This window comes from Slackia isoflavoniconvertens (assembly GCF_003725955.1).
Taxonomy (GTDB): domain Bacteria; phylum Actinomycetota; class Coriobacteriia; order Coriobacteriales; family Eggerthellaceae; genus Slackia; species Slackia isoflavoniconvertens.
Genome location: NZ_QIBZ01000001.1, coordinates 100,096 through 116,175 on the forward strand (window position 1 = coordinate 100,096; position 16,080 = coordinate 116,175).

Genomic DNA, 16,080 nt, shown 5'->3' on the forward strand with positions numbered 1-16,080 from the left:
CTTGCTACTCGCGCCTTTTTTCGCTGCGGCGTTTTCCTCGCAGGCTCCTGGGTTTGTTCAAAATGGGCCTCGAATGTGGTGTTCTTTAGGTGGAGAAGAAAGCGTGCGTATCTCCTTAAGGAATCTACCTGGGGTTATGTTGAGCCGCAACGAAGGCGATGCCGGTTTGGCAGCTGAGGTGCGGAAAAATGCCACATTCGAGGCCAGTTTTGAACATTTTTGAACATTTCGTCTTGGGGTTCCACCGAGGGCTTCGTCCCGTGGGCCTTTGCCTGCGTGTCGTTCCATGGTCTCGTTTTGGGGCCTCAGGCCTCATCTCGTGCGGTTTGAGACTCGAGACGTTCCCTGGCAGCCGCATTCGCGCGCAGCTTAGTTTTCTAAAAGAGAAAAAAGAAAGGCGAAACATAAGCTTCGCCTTGATGAATGATGAACGCTTGCGCCTCTGAGATTCGGGGCGCATATCCGCTTGAGTAGTAGGGCTTGGGCGCGTTGCCTGTTGCGTATGCGGGCGAGGTGATCGATCGTGATCGTGCGCCTCTACCATCTTGAGCGCGGCTGCCGCTGCGCACCGTGCCTTCGGCCAAGCCTACGGACGCAGGCCGCTGCCGCCCTGGACGGTGATGGTTTCGCCGGAAACGTAGGCCGACAAATCGCTCGCGAGGAATACGGCCACGCCGCCGATGTCGGTTTTCGGGTCGCCGAAACGTCCCAGCGGAATGCCCTTGATGGTGGCGGCGAACGTGTCGGGGTAGGCTTCCTTCCACGCTGCGAGCTGCTCGGTCATCGCCAGCGGGCAAATGCAATTCGCGCGCACGCCGTCGGGGCCCCACTCGGTGGCGGCGACGCGCGTCATGCCGCGAATGCCTTCCTTTGCCGCGGCATAGCTTGACTGGCCGGGCTTGCCGAACAGGCCGGCGCCGCTCGCCAGGTTGATGACGCAACCCTTCGTCTTTTTGAGCTCGGGGAAGGCGTGCTTCATATAGAAGAAGGCTCCGTACAGGCCCGTATTGATGGCCAGGTCGAAATCTTCTTTCGTGTGATCGATAAGGTTGGTGCCGCTCTTAGAGGCCTGAGCGTTGTTCACCATAACGTCAAGTTTGCCAAAATGCTCGATGCACTTTGCGACAGCCGCCTCGACCTGAGCCTCGTCGGAGCCCTCGGCAACGGTGTAGGCGACATCGGCGCCGTATTCGCCCTTAAGCTTTTCAGCCGCTTCGGCCAGACGCCCCTCGGTGCGGCCGGTAATAAACAGGCTTGCACCCTGTTCGGCGAACGCGCTCGCAATGCCGAAACCGATTCCCTTGCCGCCGCCGGTGATAATGGCGACCTTTCCATCCAAAAGACCCATGGGGCACCCCTTTCGATTGCTTTTCTTGGAATGCTACAGCGCAAGTGGCAATTTGGTGTGGGGAAGGCGTGAAGGGAGGATAACGGGTCGATTTCAACGGAGCAGCGGCGGAACGTGCGCTGCTAGGATGGGCAAAATCAAACTGTTTGACCGTATTCTGGGGAGATAGATGAATTCAATGAACGAACAGCCGACGGAGCGCGTGGCGAACGGTGTTGGAAGCGGGAGCGCAAGCGCCCAATCCTCGATGCGCTCGGCCGATGCGTCGCTTGAGGCGACACGTGCCATCCCCGTGCGTCAGGTTGTTTCGTATTCCCCCGACCAGCCGTTTTCCTCACAGCCGACGATCGCTTCGCACCCCGTTGCGCAGGCCGAGAAAACGGCGCGCATGAGTGCCCAGCCCGCAACCGGAGGTGGATATGTGCGCGACCCCTTCGAGCCAAGCACGCCGGATCCAACCACATTCCCGCAGCAGTCGTGCGCCCCGGGCTCAACCGCTCCTGTCGCGATGCGTTATTCGGAAAGTTCCCGTATGAAGAAAAAGCAACCTCTTGCCGTGATTTTCATTGGCGCCGTGGTGGCGTTGGCTGCGTGTGCGTTTGTGCTCTTCCATACGAGTGGCACGGCGGGCTCGGCCGCAACGCCCGGCGGAGGCGTCACCCAGGCGCAGCGCAGCGAGGCGGAATCGGGCGAGCCATCTTTTAAAACGCCAGGCGTGCAGCAGAATGCTGCGACGCTCACGGTCGATACGTCCGATTTGGTGGGCGAGAAGTGGTCTAATGCGAAGAAGATTCTCGAGGTGCGCGGCGCCGATGTGGGCTCCATCGTGGTGCTGACCGACGACGGCAAAGATGTGTGGGATGCCTCGAATTGGACGGTTGAATCCATCGCGGTGGAAGACGGGGCGCTTACGGCCCATTTGATGCATGACTCGGGCCTGGGCGTAGCCGACGCCGTGTCGGGCGCTTTGGAAAACGGGGCGACCGAAACGGCTGGAGACGTGCTCGATGCCGCGGGCGAGGCGGTGAAATCGACGGGCGAAACCGCCGCGGAAAAGGCGACTGACTTTATCGGATCGCTGTTCTAGTGGCGGTCGGAATCTAGGGGCCGATCGGGTATTGATGAGGGTGCCTGATAGGTGGAACGTAACGTCACTCGGGGCATCTGATAGGCGGTTTGTGACGCGGAGGCCCCGCTATCGGTGTCGAACAATCATTCGACAGCCGTCGGCGGTGCTGCCTCGAATCTCGAGAGCGTCTTGCGAACCGCGATCCACTTCAAGATACAAGTCGTTCCACGAGCCGAAGCTCGCCTCGTGACGCGCTGGCGACCGGCGAGCTGTAATTGTCACTTTCGACTTCGGCGCGTAGCCCTTCGTTCCGTCATGCTGTTCCGCATAGCGGCAAAGGACGCTGCGGGCGAGAGAGAACATGCGAGGTTTCCCGCCGGCGCCGCTTTCTTATATGATGGCAGCGTTTGAAGAAAGGACGTGCATTCATGATTCGACTGAATAACGACTACTGCCATGGCGCGATACCCGAAATTCTCGAGGCGCTGCAGACGACGAATTCGGAAGCGTATGCGGGCTACGAGCTCGACGAATGGTGCGAGCGGGCTGGCTCGCTCATTAAGGAGGCGGCTGCATGCCCCGATGCCGCGGTGCACTACATCGTAGGCGGAACACAGGCCAACGTCGCGCTCATCGCACATGCGCTTCGCCCGTGGGAGAGTGTCGTGTGCGCCGATTGCGGGCATATCAATGTTCACGAGACGGGCGCAACCGAGCATATCGGCCACAAATGCGAAACGGTTCCCGCGCGCGACGGCAAGCTCGCCGCTGCCGATTTGCGCGCCGTCGCCCAGGGCTATGCGGAAAGCCCCGTGTCCGAGCACGTCACGGTGCCGCGCATGGCGTACATCTCGTTCCCCTCTGAATCGGGCACGGTCTATTCGCTCGCAGAACTCGAAGCGCTTCGGGCGGTATGCGACGAATTCGGCATGTACCTGTTCGTCGATGGGGCTCGCTTGGCCTATGGCCTCGCCGCGTCGGGCAACGACGTGACGCTGCCCGACATCGCGCGACTTTCCGATGCTTTCTATATTGGTGGCACGAAATGCGGCGCACTGTTTGGAGAGGCCATGGTTGTGGTGAACCCGGCGCTCCAGCCGTATTTTCGCAATTCCATGAAGCAGGCGGGCACGATGCTTGCTAAGGGCTGGCTTTTGGGCCTGCAGTTTACGAATCTTTTCGAGGGCGGCCGTTATTTCGAAATCGGCAAAGTCGCAGTGGCCCAAGCCATGCGCATCAAGGCGGCGCTCGCCAAACGCGGTTTGTTGGCCGAGCCCGACAGCCCCACGAATCAGCAGTTCGCCCTTATCTCCGATACTCAGCTCACATCGCTTAGTGAGGCATGCATTGTGGAATTCGAAGGTAAAGGGGCTGACAACCGCAACATGGTTCGCTTCTGCACGAGTTGGAGCACGACCGATGCTGAAGTCGATGCCGTAGTGGCGGCAATCGAAGGCCTGCCTGAATAGCGCCGGCTGCGTAGCGTTCCTATCTCCATGAATCATCGAGGGAATCTTGGGCGATTCCCTCGCTTTGTTTTTCCGTGCATCGTAAAATAATTCAGTTAAGCAACAAACGTGTAACAACGCCTGTCTATCGAAGCCCCAACATGGTGCTTCGATAGAATCGACAGATTGAAAATTGGGGTTTCGCGACTTGTCGCGGAATGTGGGCGAGCGTCGCGTGCAAAAGCGCCACGCGATCGTCATAGACCGACTGAATGATTTAAAGGAGATGCGCGTGCACAACGTATTCCGCGTGCTTATGCGCGATTTGAAACGAATCGCGAAAGCCCCGGCAAGCTGGGTCGTTATTCTCGTGCTCATTATTTTGCCGTCGTTGTACACCTGGTTCAACGTGGTGGGTTTCTGGAATCCATACAACAACACCGGCGCGTTGAAGGTGTGTGTCGTGAATGAAGATGAGGGCGCGCACAACGACTTGCTTGGCGATTTGCGGCTGGGCGACCAAATCATGGATCAGCTGCACGAAAATACGCAGCTGAATTGGGAATTCACCGATTATGACGACGCCATGGCGAAAATTTCGTCGGGCGAGGCATATGCGGCGTTCGTTATTCCCAGCGATTTCAGCGAAGACATGACCACGTTGCTTACGGGCGAGTTCCAGCGGCCTCAGCTGGAATACTATGTGAACGAAAAGCTCAACCCCGTGGCGCCGAAAATCACCGACACGGGCGCTTCGACCCTCGACAACACGATTAATGATACGTTCGTTTCCACTGTATCGTCGGTTGTCGCCGAAACGCTCAACGACAAAATCGCCGAATCGCAGGAGTCGTTCGACGCGTCGAAGGCGAAAGTCTCGGCCCAAATCGACAAAGTTGACGCAAACCTATCCGATGCGCGTGAGAGCGTGAGCGGTCTTTCGACCGCCTCAAGCGACGCCATCGCCCAGGCGAACAGCGCGAAAGCATCGCTTTCCGACGCCCGCCGCGAAATCGGCGATATGACGCTGGCACTTTCCGAGGCTTCGGCTCTTGCCGCAACACTGAATACCGAAATCGTGAGTTTCTCGGGCAATATGTCGACCGCCATAAGCGGCGGCCTTTCGACCGTTTCTGCGGCTTCCACGAGGGCGAATGCCGCGGTGGGCGATGCCGCAACGGGAATTCAGGCGGCGCAGGGCGATGTGGAATACGCGACGAGCGTTGCCCAGAACGTCATCGATGGCAACAAGGAAATCATTTCCTATTTGCAAGCCATGGCCGATGACACCCATCTTACTCAAGACCAGCGCGATGCCGTTAACGCGGCCATCGCTACGCTGTCGCAGAGCAACGCCAATGCCGAAGCGAACCTCAAATCGATGAATGCCCTCGCGGCGAGCGCCTCGAGCACGGCCGGCTCCATTGCCAATGCGTCGAGCACCGTGAATGATGCGGTGCAGAAGTCGGTCGACAACGGTCGCGCATACAACGACGACCTGTCGAAAAATACCATTCCCGCTGTAAGCCAGGGCCTCTCGGGCCTTGCGAGCACCGCGGGTTCGCTTTCGGGCACCGTCGCCCGTCAGACGTCGCTCATCGATCAAACGTCGCTCGTGCTCGACCAGCTCATCTCAACGCTTAACACAACGGTTGATGCGCTGGGCCAAACCGACGCGCTGCTTGCCGATGTGCAAGGCGATATCGACACCGTGCGGACCGACGTGGTGGCGCTGGGCACGTCGGGCGCTCTCGCGAAGCTGTTCGGCGAAGATGGCACGCTCGACGTGAACAAAATCGCCGACTTCATGCAGTCGCCCACGCAGCTCGAAACCGAGCAGCTCTATCCGCTCAACGCCTATGGCTCAGCCATGTCGCCGCTGTTCATCAACCTCACGCTGTGGATCGGCGTGTTCATGCTCATGGTCATTATGCATATTGAGGTTGACGATGAAGAGATTCGCAACCTCACCATCGCGCAGCGTTTCTTGGGTCGCGGCATTCTGTTCGCCATCATGGTTTCGCTGCAGGCAATCGTGTGCGTGACGGGCTGCCTGTTCCTCGGCGTGCAAGCCGAAAACGTCGCCGCGCTCTATATGACAGCGGTCGCATGCTCGCTTACGTACCTGGCGATTCAATACACGCTTTCCACCACGCTGCAGCATGTGGGCAAGGGCCTGTGCGTCATTTTGGTGTTTGTGCAAATCCCGGGTGCGACGGGTTTGTACCCGGTCGAGCTTACTACGAGCTTCTTCCAGACGGTGTATCCGATCTTCCCGTTCACGTATGGCATCAACGCCATGCGCGAATGCATCTGCGGTTTCTACGGAAATATGTGGCTTGGCTTCATGGGCGTGCTTGCGTTGTTCTTCGCAGTTTTCCTGTTCATCGGCACATTTGCGCGCCCCTTCCTCACGAACCTCAATCGCATGTTCGCCAAGCAACTCGCAGAAAGCGATATCGTGAACTGCGAAGAAGTGCAATTGCCCGAACGTCGTTATAGGACGGCTCAAATTGTGCGCGCCATGAGCAACCACGAAGAATTCCGCGCCTACCTGCTGGAGCATTCCACGCGATTCATGAGGCTCTATCCGAAATTGAAGCATGGCGCATATGCGCTGGGCGTGGTCGTTCCTGTTTTGTTCACGGCCTCGATGGCTTTGTGGAGCCCGGGCAAGAAGGTCGTGGTGCTCACGGTGTGGCTGTTGTGGCTTATTGCCGTCGTCGCGTTCCTCATAATTGTTGAGCATATGAAAGACAGCCTCGAGCGCCAGATCGCGCTGAACGCAATGAGCGATGAAGAACTGCGCACGCTGTTCGCCGCGCGCAACAGCCTCGAACATGATCCTTGCATTCAGGGTGGCGAGCCTGCCGTCGGCTATGCTTCATCGGTTGCCGTGGGCCCTGAAAGCGCGCATGTGCGCGTACCCGTCGTTCCAGCCGCAGAGCCGGTGCCAGAGTCTATTCTTAATGCGAATGGTGAAAGCGGCTCTTCGGACGCGTCGATGGATGTGGCTTCGTCGACTCGCTCGCCTGCGTGCGACGACTTCTCTTCGATCGAGGTTGCGCCTGAATATGCGGGGGAAGAACCCGTCAAGCATGCGCCTGTGTCTGCTGAAGGCAATCGCGGTGCGGAAGACGGGCAAGCGCCGATTGCGGATTCCTCGAACACATTTGCGAGCGCCTTTGGTGCCGCGGAAAGCGAATACGACAAACCCGTTGACGGCTTCAATGAGCCGGCCGACGATTTCGATATGGGTGACGATGCGCCCGAAGGCACGCGCGGCGTGAAAGGGGGCGATGCACGATGAAGAAGATTTGGCAGCTATTTGTGGGCGATTTGAAGCGCCTGCGCTCGAACGTGGTTACGGGCATCATCGTGCTGGGCCTCATTGCTTTGCCGTCGATTTTCTCGTGGTATAACATGATTGCCGCGTGGGATGTTTTCGGCAATACGGGCAACCTGAAAATCGCCGTGGCGAGTGTTGACGAGGGCTATGAAAGCGATCTCGTCCCCGTGAAAATCAACGTTGGCGAGCAAGTGATTTCGTCGCTTCGAGCAAACGATCAAATCAAGTGGGTATTCACCGATAAGGAAGACGCCATCGATGGCGCCAAGTCGGGCAAGTATTATGCGGCGGTGGTGATTCCCGAAAGCTTCAGCCGCGACATGATGACGTTTTATTCCGACGATGCCAAGCACGCGAAAATCATCTATTACTCCAACGAGAAGAAGAACGCCATTTCGCCAAAGGTGACCGACCAAGGCGCCGATGCCATTTCGGTGCAGGTGAACCAGGCGTTCGCAAAAACGCTTTCCGACACGGCTCTGAGCTTGGCGCAGGGGCTTGTGACCTACGCCGACAATGCCGACGTCGATGGCCATATCGGCGAGCTGGCCAACCATGTGGGGTCGCTTTCGACTCAGATGGCCAAGGCTTCTTCGGTGCTGCGCACGTATTCCACGGTGCTTACGTCGTCGCAAGACCTCATTACGAGTTCTGCGAGCCTTCTGTCTTCGGCGAAGGGTTCAGCAGAAGAAGTCGCCGGCCAGGTGGGCGATGCGAAGGCGTCGGCCACGACGATCGCCGATGCCATGGATGCCTCGACCGATTCGCTCGCCAGCGCGATTGATGCGAGCGTAGCGAGCTTCGACGGCGTGTCGGCTGCGGTAGACGACGCGTTCGCGACGGCGCACGATGGCCGCGAAACCGTCTCGCAGTCGCTCATCACGAACGCCGATGGCCTGGCCGATCAGGCGGCGAACTACGCCCAGCTGGCCGATTCCCTCGACGCGCTCGCCAAAGGCATGCCCGATGGCAGCTCTGTTGAGCTTACTCAAATGGCAAGCACTCTGCGTGCCGTGAGCACGACCATGGAGCGCCTCTCTCGCCAGCTCGGCACCACGGCGGGCGATTTGGAATATGGCATTTCTGGCGCCGAGGTTGCGCGCAACGACATCGATGCACAAATCGCCGAGGCAAAACAGCAGGTGCAAGACGCTAAAAACCAGTACAACAACGACGTGAAGCCGCATCTCGACGACCTCGTGAGCTCGGTGACCGACGCGACGTCGCTGCTTTCGTCGAGTGCTTCCAAGCTCGACGATGCGGCGGGCGCGCTTACGGGTTCGGCCGGCGCGGTTTCCGAAAAGCTTGGCGATGCGAAGTCGAAACTCGACAGCTCCGCTGACGAACTCGACGAATCGGCCAAGAAGCTCGATGACTTGTCGACGAATATGAAGGATGCGCTTGCAAACGGCGATACTGAGTTGCTCCGCGAAGTGCTCGGCAGCGATGCAAGCGAGCTCGCTACGGCGATATCGGCGCCCGTCGAGCTCGATCGCCATGCGTTGTTCCCCGTCGAGAATTTCGGCTCAGCCATGTCTCCGCTTTACACAACGCTTGCTTTGTGGATTGGCGCGCTGCTTATCATGGTCACTATCCGACCCACTCCCTCGCGCCGCATCGAAGAAGAACTCGGGGGCATTTCGCTTCCGCAGCAATTCTTGGGGCGTTTCGGCATTGTGTCGCTGCTCTCGTTTGCGCAGAGCACCGTGCTCGCGATTGGCAATATGCTCTTCTTGGGTGTGCAGGTTGAAAACCCGCTGCTGTACTTGCTTGTATATTGGATTGGCGGCCAAGTTTTCGCGTTCATCATCTACACGCTCGTGGTGTCGTTCGCGAATCTGGGCAAGGCCATCTCGGTTATTCTTCTTATCGTGCAGGTTGCGGGCGGCGGTGGCGCGTACCCATTGGCCATTCTGCCGCAATTCTTCCAAGATGCGAGCGTATGGCTGCCGGCCACGCATGTGATTAATGCCATGCGCGCGGCGATGTTTGGCGTGTACCAGGGCGATTTCTGGGTAGAAATCGGGTGCGTGCTGCTCTATGTGGTGCCGTTCGCGTTGCTTGGTTTGGTATTGCGTAATCCCACCATGAAATTTGTTAACTGGTTCGTGGAGCAAGTCGAAAAGTCGAAAGTCGTATAGGAATCGAGAGGGGCTGCGGCCCCTCTCGTTGTCTTTTGTGTGGCTCGCGTTGTACGTGGCGCGCAACGCGGTAGTATTGCGCGCATGAATAAGAGCGAGAACATCCAAGCGAATCGGACGGAAGACGGCGGCCTGCCGCCTCGACAGCGCCATATGGTGCTCGGCATTATGATGGCGGGCACTACGGCGGCGTGCATTTCCCAGTCGATGATGATTGCTGCGCTGCCTACCATCATGCAGGAGTTTTTGGTCGGGGCGGGCTTGGCCCAGCTCATTACCACGGCCTACATTTTCACGCTCGGGTTGTTTTCCGCCATGAGCGCCTATCTCGTGAGCAAGCTCGATGCGCGACGCCTGTTCTTTATCGCCATGGTCGGTTTTATCGTGGGATGCTGCGCTTCGCTTTTCGCGACGAATTATCCGGTGCTGCTCGCATCTCGCCTGGTGCAGGCGATTGGCGCGGGCATTTTGCTCCCGCTTATTCAAGTGGTGGCGCTTTCGGTATATCCCAAAAGCCAATACGGCAAGGCCATGGGCATTGTGGGGATCATTATCGGGTTCGCGCCCGCAATCGGCCCGGCAATCTCGGGTTTCATCGTCGATGCGTGGGGGTGGCGAGCGGTATTCGTCGCGCTTGGCACGGTCTCCGCTGCGGTGACGCTGCTTGCGATTCCGTTTTTGCCGAATGTGATGCGCAAGCCCGCAACGCATCAGCATTTCGATACGCCCTCCGCGGTGCTGTTCTCGTTTGGCGCGATATGCCTGCTTGCCGCGACGGCGTGCATTGAACAGTCGGGATGGGGCGTGGTGGCCGCGGCAAGCATCACGTTGGGCGCTGTGCTCCTGTTTGCATTTGCTCGTCGGCAGCTGAGAATTCCGAACCCGCTTCTTAAAGTTTCATGCTTTGCGAATCGCCAATTCACGGTCGGGCTTGTGCTCGTGCTGCTCGGCAATCTGTCGTTTATGGCGGCTTCCATCATGGTTCCGCTGTTCGTGCAAGATGTGCAAGGCGCCTCGGCGGCGGTTTCTGGCTTGGCCATTCTGCCCGGCGCGGTGCTGTTAGGCTTTCTGAACCCTATAACGGGCCGCTTGCTCGATTCGCACGGGCCGTGGCCGCTGCTTGTTGCGGGTTGCGCGTTGCTGCTGGGCGGAACGCTCGCGTTCGTCGCGTGCGATGCGGAAACGCCGCTTTGGGTAGTAACGGTGCTCTATGGCGTGCGCATCTGCGGCGTCGCGTGCTTGCAAATGCCCATGACGGCCTACGCGAGCAAGCAGTTATCGGGTGATGACGTCGCGCAGGGCACGGCGATCATCACGTCGATTCGCCAGATTTCAAGCGCGCTGCTTTCTTCGGTGCTCATCGGAATCATGGCGCTCGCTTCGAGCGGCGATTTGGGCATCGATGCGCACGGCTTCGGCGTGGCGTTCAGCATTCTTGCGGCGTTGACTATTGTGGGGTTTGTTTTCGGCGCGGTATTCCTGCCGAAACGGAGGAAAGCGAGCGGGCGACGCTAAGGGATGATTGCGATTATCGTCTTCGGGCTGCCTTGCATGCTTGCGCTCTGTGTATTTGCGTTTCGCATGCCAGCGTTTTGCTCGCCTGCGCTTTGCGTGTCTGTGTTCTATATGCTGGCGCTTTGCCTGCCTGCGTTCTGTGCGTTTTCGTTTCGTGTGCTTGCGCGCTGCGTGCTTGCGCTTTGCATGCGTTCGCTTCGGTGCCAGCGTTTCGCACGCCGGCGTCTTCGTTTGTTCAAAACGGGCCGCGAATGTGGCATTGTTAGGCCTAATGTGTGCGGAAAACGACCAAAGGAAGTTCTTTCTCGCAAGAAATGACTGGTCAAGACGTTGCGCTATTTCAACATGAAAAGTCGCCCGTAATTTTGACCACATTCGAAGCCCGTTTTGAACAAAATTGAAGTGGGCTTCGTGCCCGCCGAAACGGTTGCGGTTTTATCGTGTCGAGTCTTTGCTCTTGTAGTACGCAACGGCGATTTGCGTGCGATTCTTCAAGTTCATTTTCGAGAGAATGCTGCTTATGTTGTTGCGTACGGTGCCTTCGCTCAAATAAGCGGTCGCGGCGATTTCTCGATTATCGAGTCCCTCGGCCACAAGGCGCGCGACTTCGTATTCGCGCTCGGTCAGGCAGGCGAACGGGGTGGGGCGCAGCTGCTCGTGCGATGCGTTGCTGTGGACGAAATCGTCTGAAGTGCTGCCGTCTGACTCGCGCTTCACACGGCCGTTGCTCAAGGCGCCGCCGACCCCTGTGCCGTCCGTCACCCCGCCGCCGACTCTCGCGTCGCCCGTTGTTTCGCTGCCGCCGTCCAGCTTGCGCCTCGAACTGCCGTCCGACTTGCGCCTCGCGTCACCGTCTAACCCGCACGTCACGTCGGCGCCTGGCTCGCGCGATGGGCCCCCGCCCGACTTGCTCGCCGCAATCCCGAGGGCACATTCGTGCGCGGCGGTTTCGCCAGTTGATTTTTGCTCTGCAGCTTCGCCGCCAGTCGCTCCGTTTTCATCGTTTCTTGCCGCTATCGCCGACATCCTATCGAGCGAGTCTCGAAGGTTGCGATTCCTCTTGCGAAGTGAAAGCGCCTGGGAGGCCAGTGCGTCCCGCGTGCTCCAGGCAATGCGCTGGCGGGCGAGCGTTGTGCTCGTGCGAACCGAAAGAACGCAGGCCGCGGTCGCAGAGCAAAGAAGCGATGCCGTCGAAAGCGGCGGCATTGTCGCGCGCATAAGGCATGCGACAATCGCGATAAGGGCGAGCGCGCCCGAGAAACGCAAAACGTCCGCGCGATGGACGCAGCGCGCGCAGTCATAGAGGGCAAGCGGTACGAAGGCGAGCGCAGTGGGAACGAAGAGCGCCGCCGCGCAGTATGCCGAAAGGGCCAGTATGCCCGCGGGTGTCGAGACGGCTTCGGTGAGCGCGGAGCATAAAACGGCGATAAGCATGGCGATGGCGAGCGTGAGCAATCGTGCGTCGGACGCTGTGGGCTCGGCTCCGCTGCTGGTCTCGACCAAAAAGCAGGCGGCCGTAAGCAGGCAGCCTGCCAGAACGATTGTTTTGTCGAGAATTCTTTCCATGGCTGCATGGTAGCAAACCCTTTTGCCCGTGTGTTTTGCGGAAAGCCCCCTTGTGCTCCTAAAGCGTTCTTGTCGTACAATTTACCTGGGAAAATGCCATTTCATGACAAATGTCACTGGTTTGCGCTCCGTCCTTCTTTCATGATGGAGGCAAGGAAGGGCGCCCCCATATCTCGCTACATGTGGGTGATGCGCCGCGAAAGAGGAAGGCCATGCAATGAAAGAAAACGAGAGCGCGAATTCGGTGGTTTCTGTACGCAGCCTCGTAAAGCGTTATGGCGACATTCTCGCGCTTGATCACTTTAATCTCGAAATCGGCAAAGGCGAAATTTTCGGCCTTTTGGGCCCGAATGGCTGCGGCAAAACGACGGCAATTAACTGCATGCTGCAGCTACTCGCCTACGATAAGGGCGATATCGAGCTGTTCGGCGAGGCAATGAAGCCGACGCGTTATGACCTTAAGCGGCGCATTGGCGTGGTTCCTCAGCAGGTGGCAGTATTTGACGAGCTCACCGTTTTCGAGAACATCGACTGCTTCTGCGCCTTGTATGTGAGCGACAAAACCCGCCGACGCGAGCTGGTGGAAGAAGCCATCGAATTCGTGGGACTTGAAGATTACCGCAAAATGCGCCCCAAGAAACTGTCGGGCGGCCTGCTTCGCCGGCTGAATATTGCGTGTGGCATTGCGCACAAGCCCGAGCTCATTTTCTTCGACGAACCTACGGTGGCGGTTGACCCGCAAAGCCGAAATGCAATCCTCGACGGCATCGTGCGCTTGCGCGACGAGGGTGCGACGGTGGTGTACACGAGCCATTACATGGAAGAAGTCGAGCAAATCTGCAGCCGAATCATGATCATGGATGGCGGTAAAATTCTGGCGCTCGGCACCGCCGATGAGCTCAAGCGCGGCATTGCGGTGGGGGAGAAAATCGTCATTGAGCTTCCTGGCGCCGTCGAGGCTCGCGGTTGTGCGGCAGCTCAGACTGTCGGGGCGCTTCCGCATGTGCTCTCGTGCGAATTCGCCAATGGCGAGCTGCACGCGGCGTGCGAAGCGAGCGAGCGGAACTTGCTCGATGTGCTGGGGGCGCTCAAGTCGTCGCGTGTGGCGGTTGGGCGCGTGTATTCCGAGCCTCCCACGCTCAATGACGTGTTTCTTGAAATCACTGGCCGCGAGCTGCGCGATTAGGAGGCTGTCATGGGCGCTTTATTCGCGCACACCGTGCGCATGCTTGTGAGGCAGCGCGACGTGCTCATATGGGTCATTCTGTTTCCGTTGGCGCTTGCCACGCTCTTTCATGTGATGCTTTCGAATATCGACGAAAGCTATCGCGTCGACCCTGCGAGCTGCGTGGTGGTTGCTGATGACAACTTCAACTCCGAACGGGCCGTGTTCTTCCGTGAAATGCTCGACGAGGTGTCGGCGCCGGGCGCGGGCCAGCTGCTCGATGTCGCAAAGGTTGCGACGCTTGAAGAAGGGCGCGAAGCGGTGCTTTCGGGTGACGCGGCGGCATGCATTACCGTGGATGAAGAAGGCTTGCCAAGCATGCAGGTGTCTCCGCTTGCCGCGAGTCTTACGACGGGTTCGATCGACCAGAGCGTCGTGCGCGCCGTGCTCGACCAATATTGTCAAATCTATGCCGAAATGAAGCAGACGTTTTTATCCCAGCCTTCCGCGCAAGGCATGCAGGCGCCCCCGAGCGAAGGCGAGCTTGCGGAGTTTGCCCGTTCGGCTGGCATGAGCGAAGCAGCTTCGGCATTCATGTCCGACGCCGTGAGAACCCAGCAGGTCGACGTGCTTCGCGTGCAGGCGAGCAGCACGGTGCGCTATTACTACGCGCTTATGGGATTTGCGGCGCTCATGTCCATCACTGTTTCGATTAACGCGGTGTCAGCCGCGCGCGCGAACACATCGGCGGTTGGCGCGCGCCGACAGGTTTCGGGCGTCTCTCCCGCGAGGCAATTGGCGGTCGCCATGGCTGCGAGTTTCGTCACGGTATTCTTCTGTCTGCTTCTGGCATTTGCCTATATGCGCTTCGTGCTGGGCGTGGAATTCGGTGGACGCGATGGGCTGGCGATGCTTGCGCTTGCCGCATGCGCGCTCATGTCGACGGCGTTGGGCGCGGCAATTGGGGCCATTCCGAAAATCTCGATCCCCGGGAAAACGGGCATCGCGACGGGAATCACCTGTTTCTGTGCGCTTTTCGCCGGCCTGTATGGCGAGCCTTCTATGCAGCTCGCCGACCGCGTGTCGCAAAGTGCGCCTTGGGCTGTGCTCGTCAACCCTGCGGCGCAGGCGGCAAACGCGTTCTACGATTTGACCTATTACGATTCGCTCGCGCCCTTTTTCGCGACGCTGTGCGTGCTCGCTGTGATGGCCGCGGTGTTCTTCGTCGTGGCGGCTTTGCTTATGAGGAGGCAGAATTATGAACGTCTTTAAGCTTGCCGTCACGATTATCGCAAGGCACTGGAGCTATTTGCTTATATACACGCTTGCCTTGGGATGCATGGCGATTCTTGGCTCGGGCGCCATTGAAGCACCCCAGGCGAGCGAGTTTTCCAACGATGCGCCTAAGGTTGCGGTTGTCGATCGGGATGGCAGCGAGCTGTCGGCCGCCCTCAAAGATTTCGCCCTCAAAGATGCCGTAGAAGTGCATGTGGAAGATTTCACGTTTGCCCTGCAGGACGCCGCGGCGAAAGACCTTGCGAGTTATGTGCTCATTATTCCCGAGGGTTTCCAAGAGGGCCTCGTGGAAGCTGCGCACAGCGGCGCCGACGCGCCGACGCTCGAAACCGTGGTGAGCTACCAGGGCGCGCGTGGCGCGCTCATGGACCAGCGCGTGAAAGCATACGTGCAATCGCTCTATGGCTTTGCCTCGACTGACGTTCAGGCCAGCGCTCACGACATCGCGAACAATGCAACGGCCGCGTGCGGTGACGAGACGCCTGTGGAGCTTTTTTCGGTCGATTCGGAAGGCCTTTCGGCGAAGTACATCAACTTCGCTGCCTTTTCGGCATATGCGCTGTTCACCTCGTCAGCGATTTTTATCGCAGTTGGTTTGGCGTCGCTGCGCAAAACCGAAATGCGCCGTCGTCTTGTGGTGGGTCCCGTGCGCAGCGAGAGTTATGGTGCGCAGGTGGGACTCGCGTGTGTGCTCGCTTCGCTGGTAATTTGGGCGGTCATTGCTGCGGCGGGTCTCGCGGTGTTCAGGCCTCTCGCCGGCGGAGCTGCGCCTGCCTCGGTCGCGATTGTGGTGTTCGGGCAGCTCGGCGTAGCGCTTATCGGCGCCGCGTTCGGGTTTCTGCTGTGGCAGCTTGGGGCGAGCGAAAGCGTGGCAAATGGCGCCGGCAACATCGTCGGTTTGGCGTGCAGCTTTTTCAGCGGCGCATGGATTCCCCTCTCGATTGTGGGCGAGGGTGTGCGCGTGGCCGCGGCGTTCACCCCATTTTATTGGGCGACCAATGCGATGATCGAGGTCTCGCAGGCTCCCCAAATCACGTCGGGGCTGGCTCTTCAGGCGGCGGGGGAGGTTGGCGTCACGTTCTTATGGGCGCTCGTAATCGCGATTATCGCCGTCGCAATTGGACGCGTGCGCCTGCGTGAGCGCGGCGCATAGGGAAATTTCGGTTGCGGGCACAGGGAAGCG

The 16,080-nt window shown here is 58.9% G+C and carries 10 protein-coding genes; 8 read left to right on the plus strand and 2 right to left on the minus strand.

Annotation, left to right across the window (positions count from 1 at the left end; all coding sequences use genetic code 11):
- Window positions 1-586: 586 nt before the first annotated feature.
- Window positions 587-1,348, minus strand: a complete 762-nt coding sequence (locus tag DMP05_RS00465) for an SDR family NAD(P)-dependent oxidoreductase (protein ID WP_123218686.1) — start codon at window positions 1,346-1,348, stop codon at window positions 587-589.
- 178 nt (window positions 1,349-1,526) lie between these two features.
- Here DMP05_RS00465 and DMP05_RS00470 point away from each other — a divergent pair, with 178 nt between their 5' ends.
- The 5 genes from DMP05_RS00470 to DMP05_RS00495 all read left to right on the plus strand — a co-directional run bounded on the left by DMP05_RS00470 (window position 1,527) and on the right by DMP05_RS00495 (window position 10,870).
- Window positions 1,527-2,435 carry a hypothetical protein gene (locus tag DMP05_RS00470; RefSeq protein ID WP_123218687.1) on the plus strand — a complete coding sequence of 303 codons (909 nt, stop codon included), beginning with the start codon at window positions 1,527-1,529 and terminating at the stop codon, window positions 2,433-2,435.
- 410 nt (window positions 2,436-2,845) lie between these two features.
- Window positions 2,846-3,886, plus strand: coding sequence for a threonine aldolase family protein (locus tag DMP05_RS00480; protein WP_123218689.1), 1,041 nt, complete (start codon window positions 2,846-2,848; stop codon window positions 3,884-3,886).
- A 271-nt stretch (window positions 3,887-4,157) separates the two neighbouring features.
- On the plus strand, window positions 4,158-7,175 hold the full coding sequence (locus tag DMP05_RS00485) for a YhgE/Pip domain-containing protein (RefSeq protein ID WP_123218777.1): 3,018 nt from the start codon (window positions 4,158-4,160) through the stop codon (window positions 7,173-7,175).
- Window positions 7,172-9,355, plus strand: coding sequence for a YhgE/Pip domain-containing protein (locus tag DMP05_RS00490; RefSeq protein ID WP_123218690.1), 2,184 nt, complete (start codon window positions 7,172-7,174; stop codon window positions 9,353-9,355). Before DMP05_RS00485 ends, DMP05_RS00490 begins: the two co-directional genes overlap by 4 nt.
- Window positions 9,356-9,439: 84 nt before the next feature.
- Complete coding sequence (locus DMP05_RS00495; protein ID WP_123218778.1) at window positions 9,440-10,870, plus strand: MFS transporter; 1,431 nt, start codon at window positions 9,440-9,442, stop codon at window positions 10,868-10,870.
- Window positions 10,871-11,305: 435 nt separating this feature from the next.
- Here the strand turns inward: DMP05_RS00495 and DMP05_RS10030 are convergent, their stop codons facing one another.
- Window positions 11,306-12,436, minus strand: coding sequence for a response regulator transcription factor (locus tag DMP05_RS10030; protein WP_244594979.1), 1,131 nt, complete (start codon window positions 12,434-12,436; stop codon window positions 11,306-11,308).
- Between the two features lie 217 nt (window positions 12,437-12,653).
- On the opposite strand from DMP05_RS10030, the gene DMP05_RS00510 reads away from it, so the two are divergent.
- Genes DMP05_RS00510 through DMP05_RS00520 form a run of 3 tightly spaced genes read left to right on the plus strand, consistent with a single transcriptional unit; the run spans window position 12,654 to window position 16,050 of the window.
- The gene (locus DMP05_RS00510) at window positions 12,654-13,622 is read left to right on the plus strand and encodes an ABC transporter ATP-binding protein (protein ID WP_123218692.1); all 969 of its coding nucleotides are present in this window, start codon (window positions 12,654-12,656) and stop codon (window positions 13,620-13,622) included.
- Window positions 13,623-13,631: 9 nt separating this feature from the next.
- Window positions 13,632-14,873, plus strand: a complete 1,242-nt coding sequence (locus DMP05_RS00515; RefSeq protein WP_123218693.1) for an ABC transporter permease — start codon at window positions 13,632-13,634, stop codon at window positions 14,871-14,873.
- Window positions 14,860-16,050 carry an ABC transporter permease gene (locus DMP05_RS00520; protein ID WP_123218694.1) on the plus strand — a complete coding sequence of 397 codons (1,191 nt, stop codon included), beginning with the start codon at window positions 14,860-14,862 and terminating at the stop codon, window positions 16,048-16,050. Before DMP05_RS00515 ends, DMP05_RS00520 begins: the two co-directional genes overlap by 14 nt.
- Window positions 16,051-16,080: the final 30 nt, after the last annotated feature.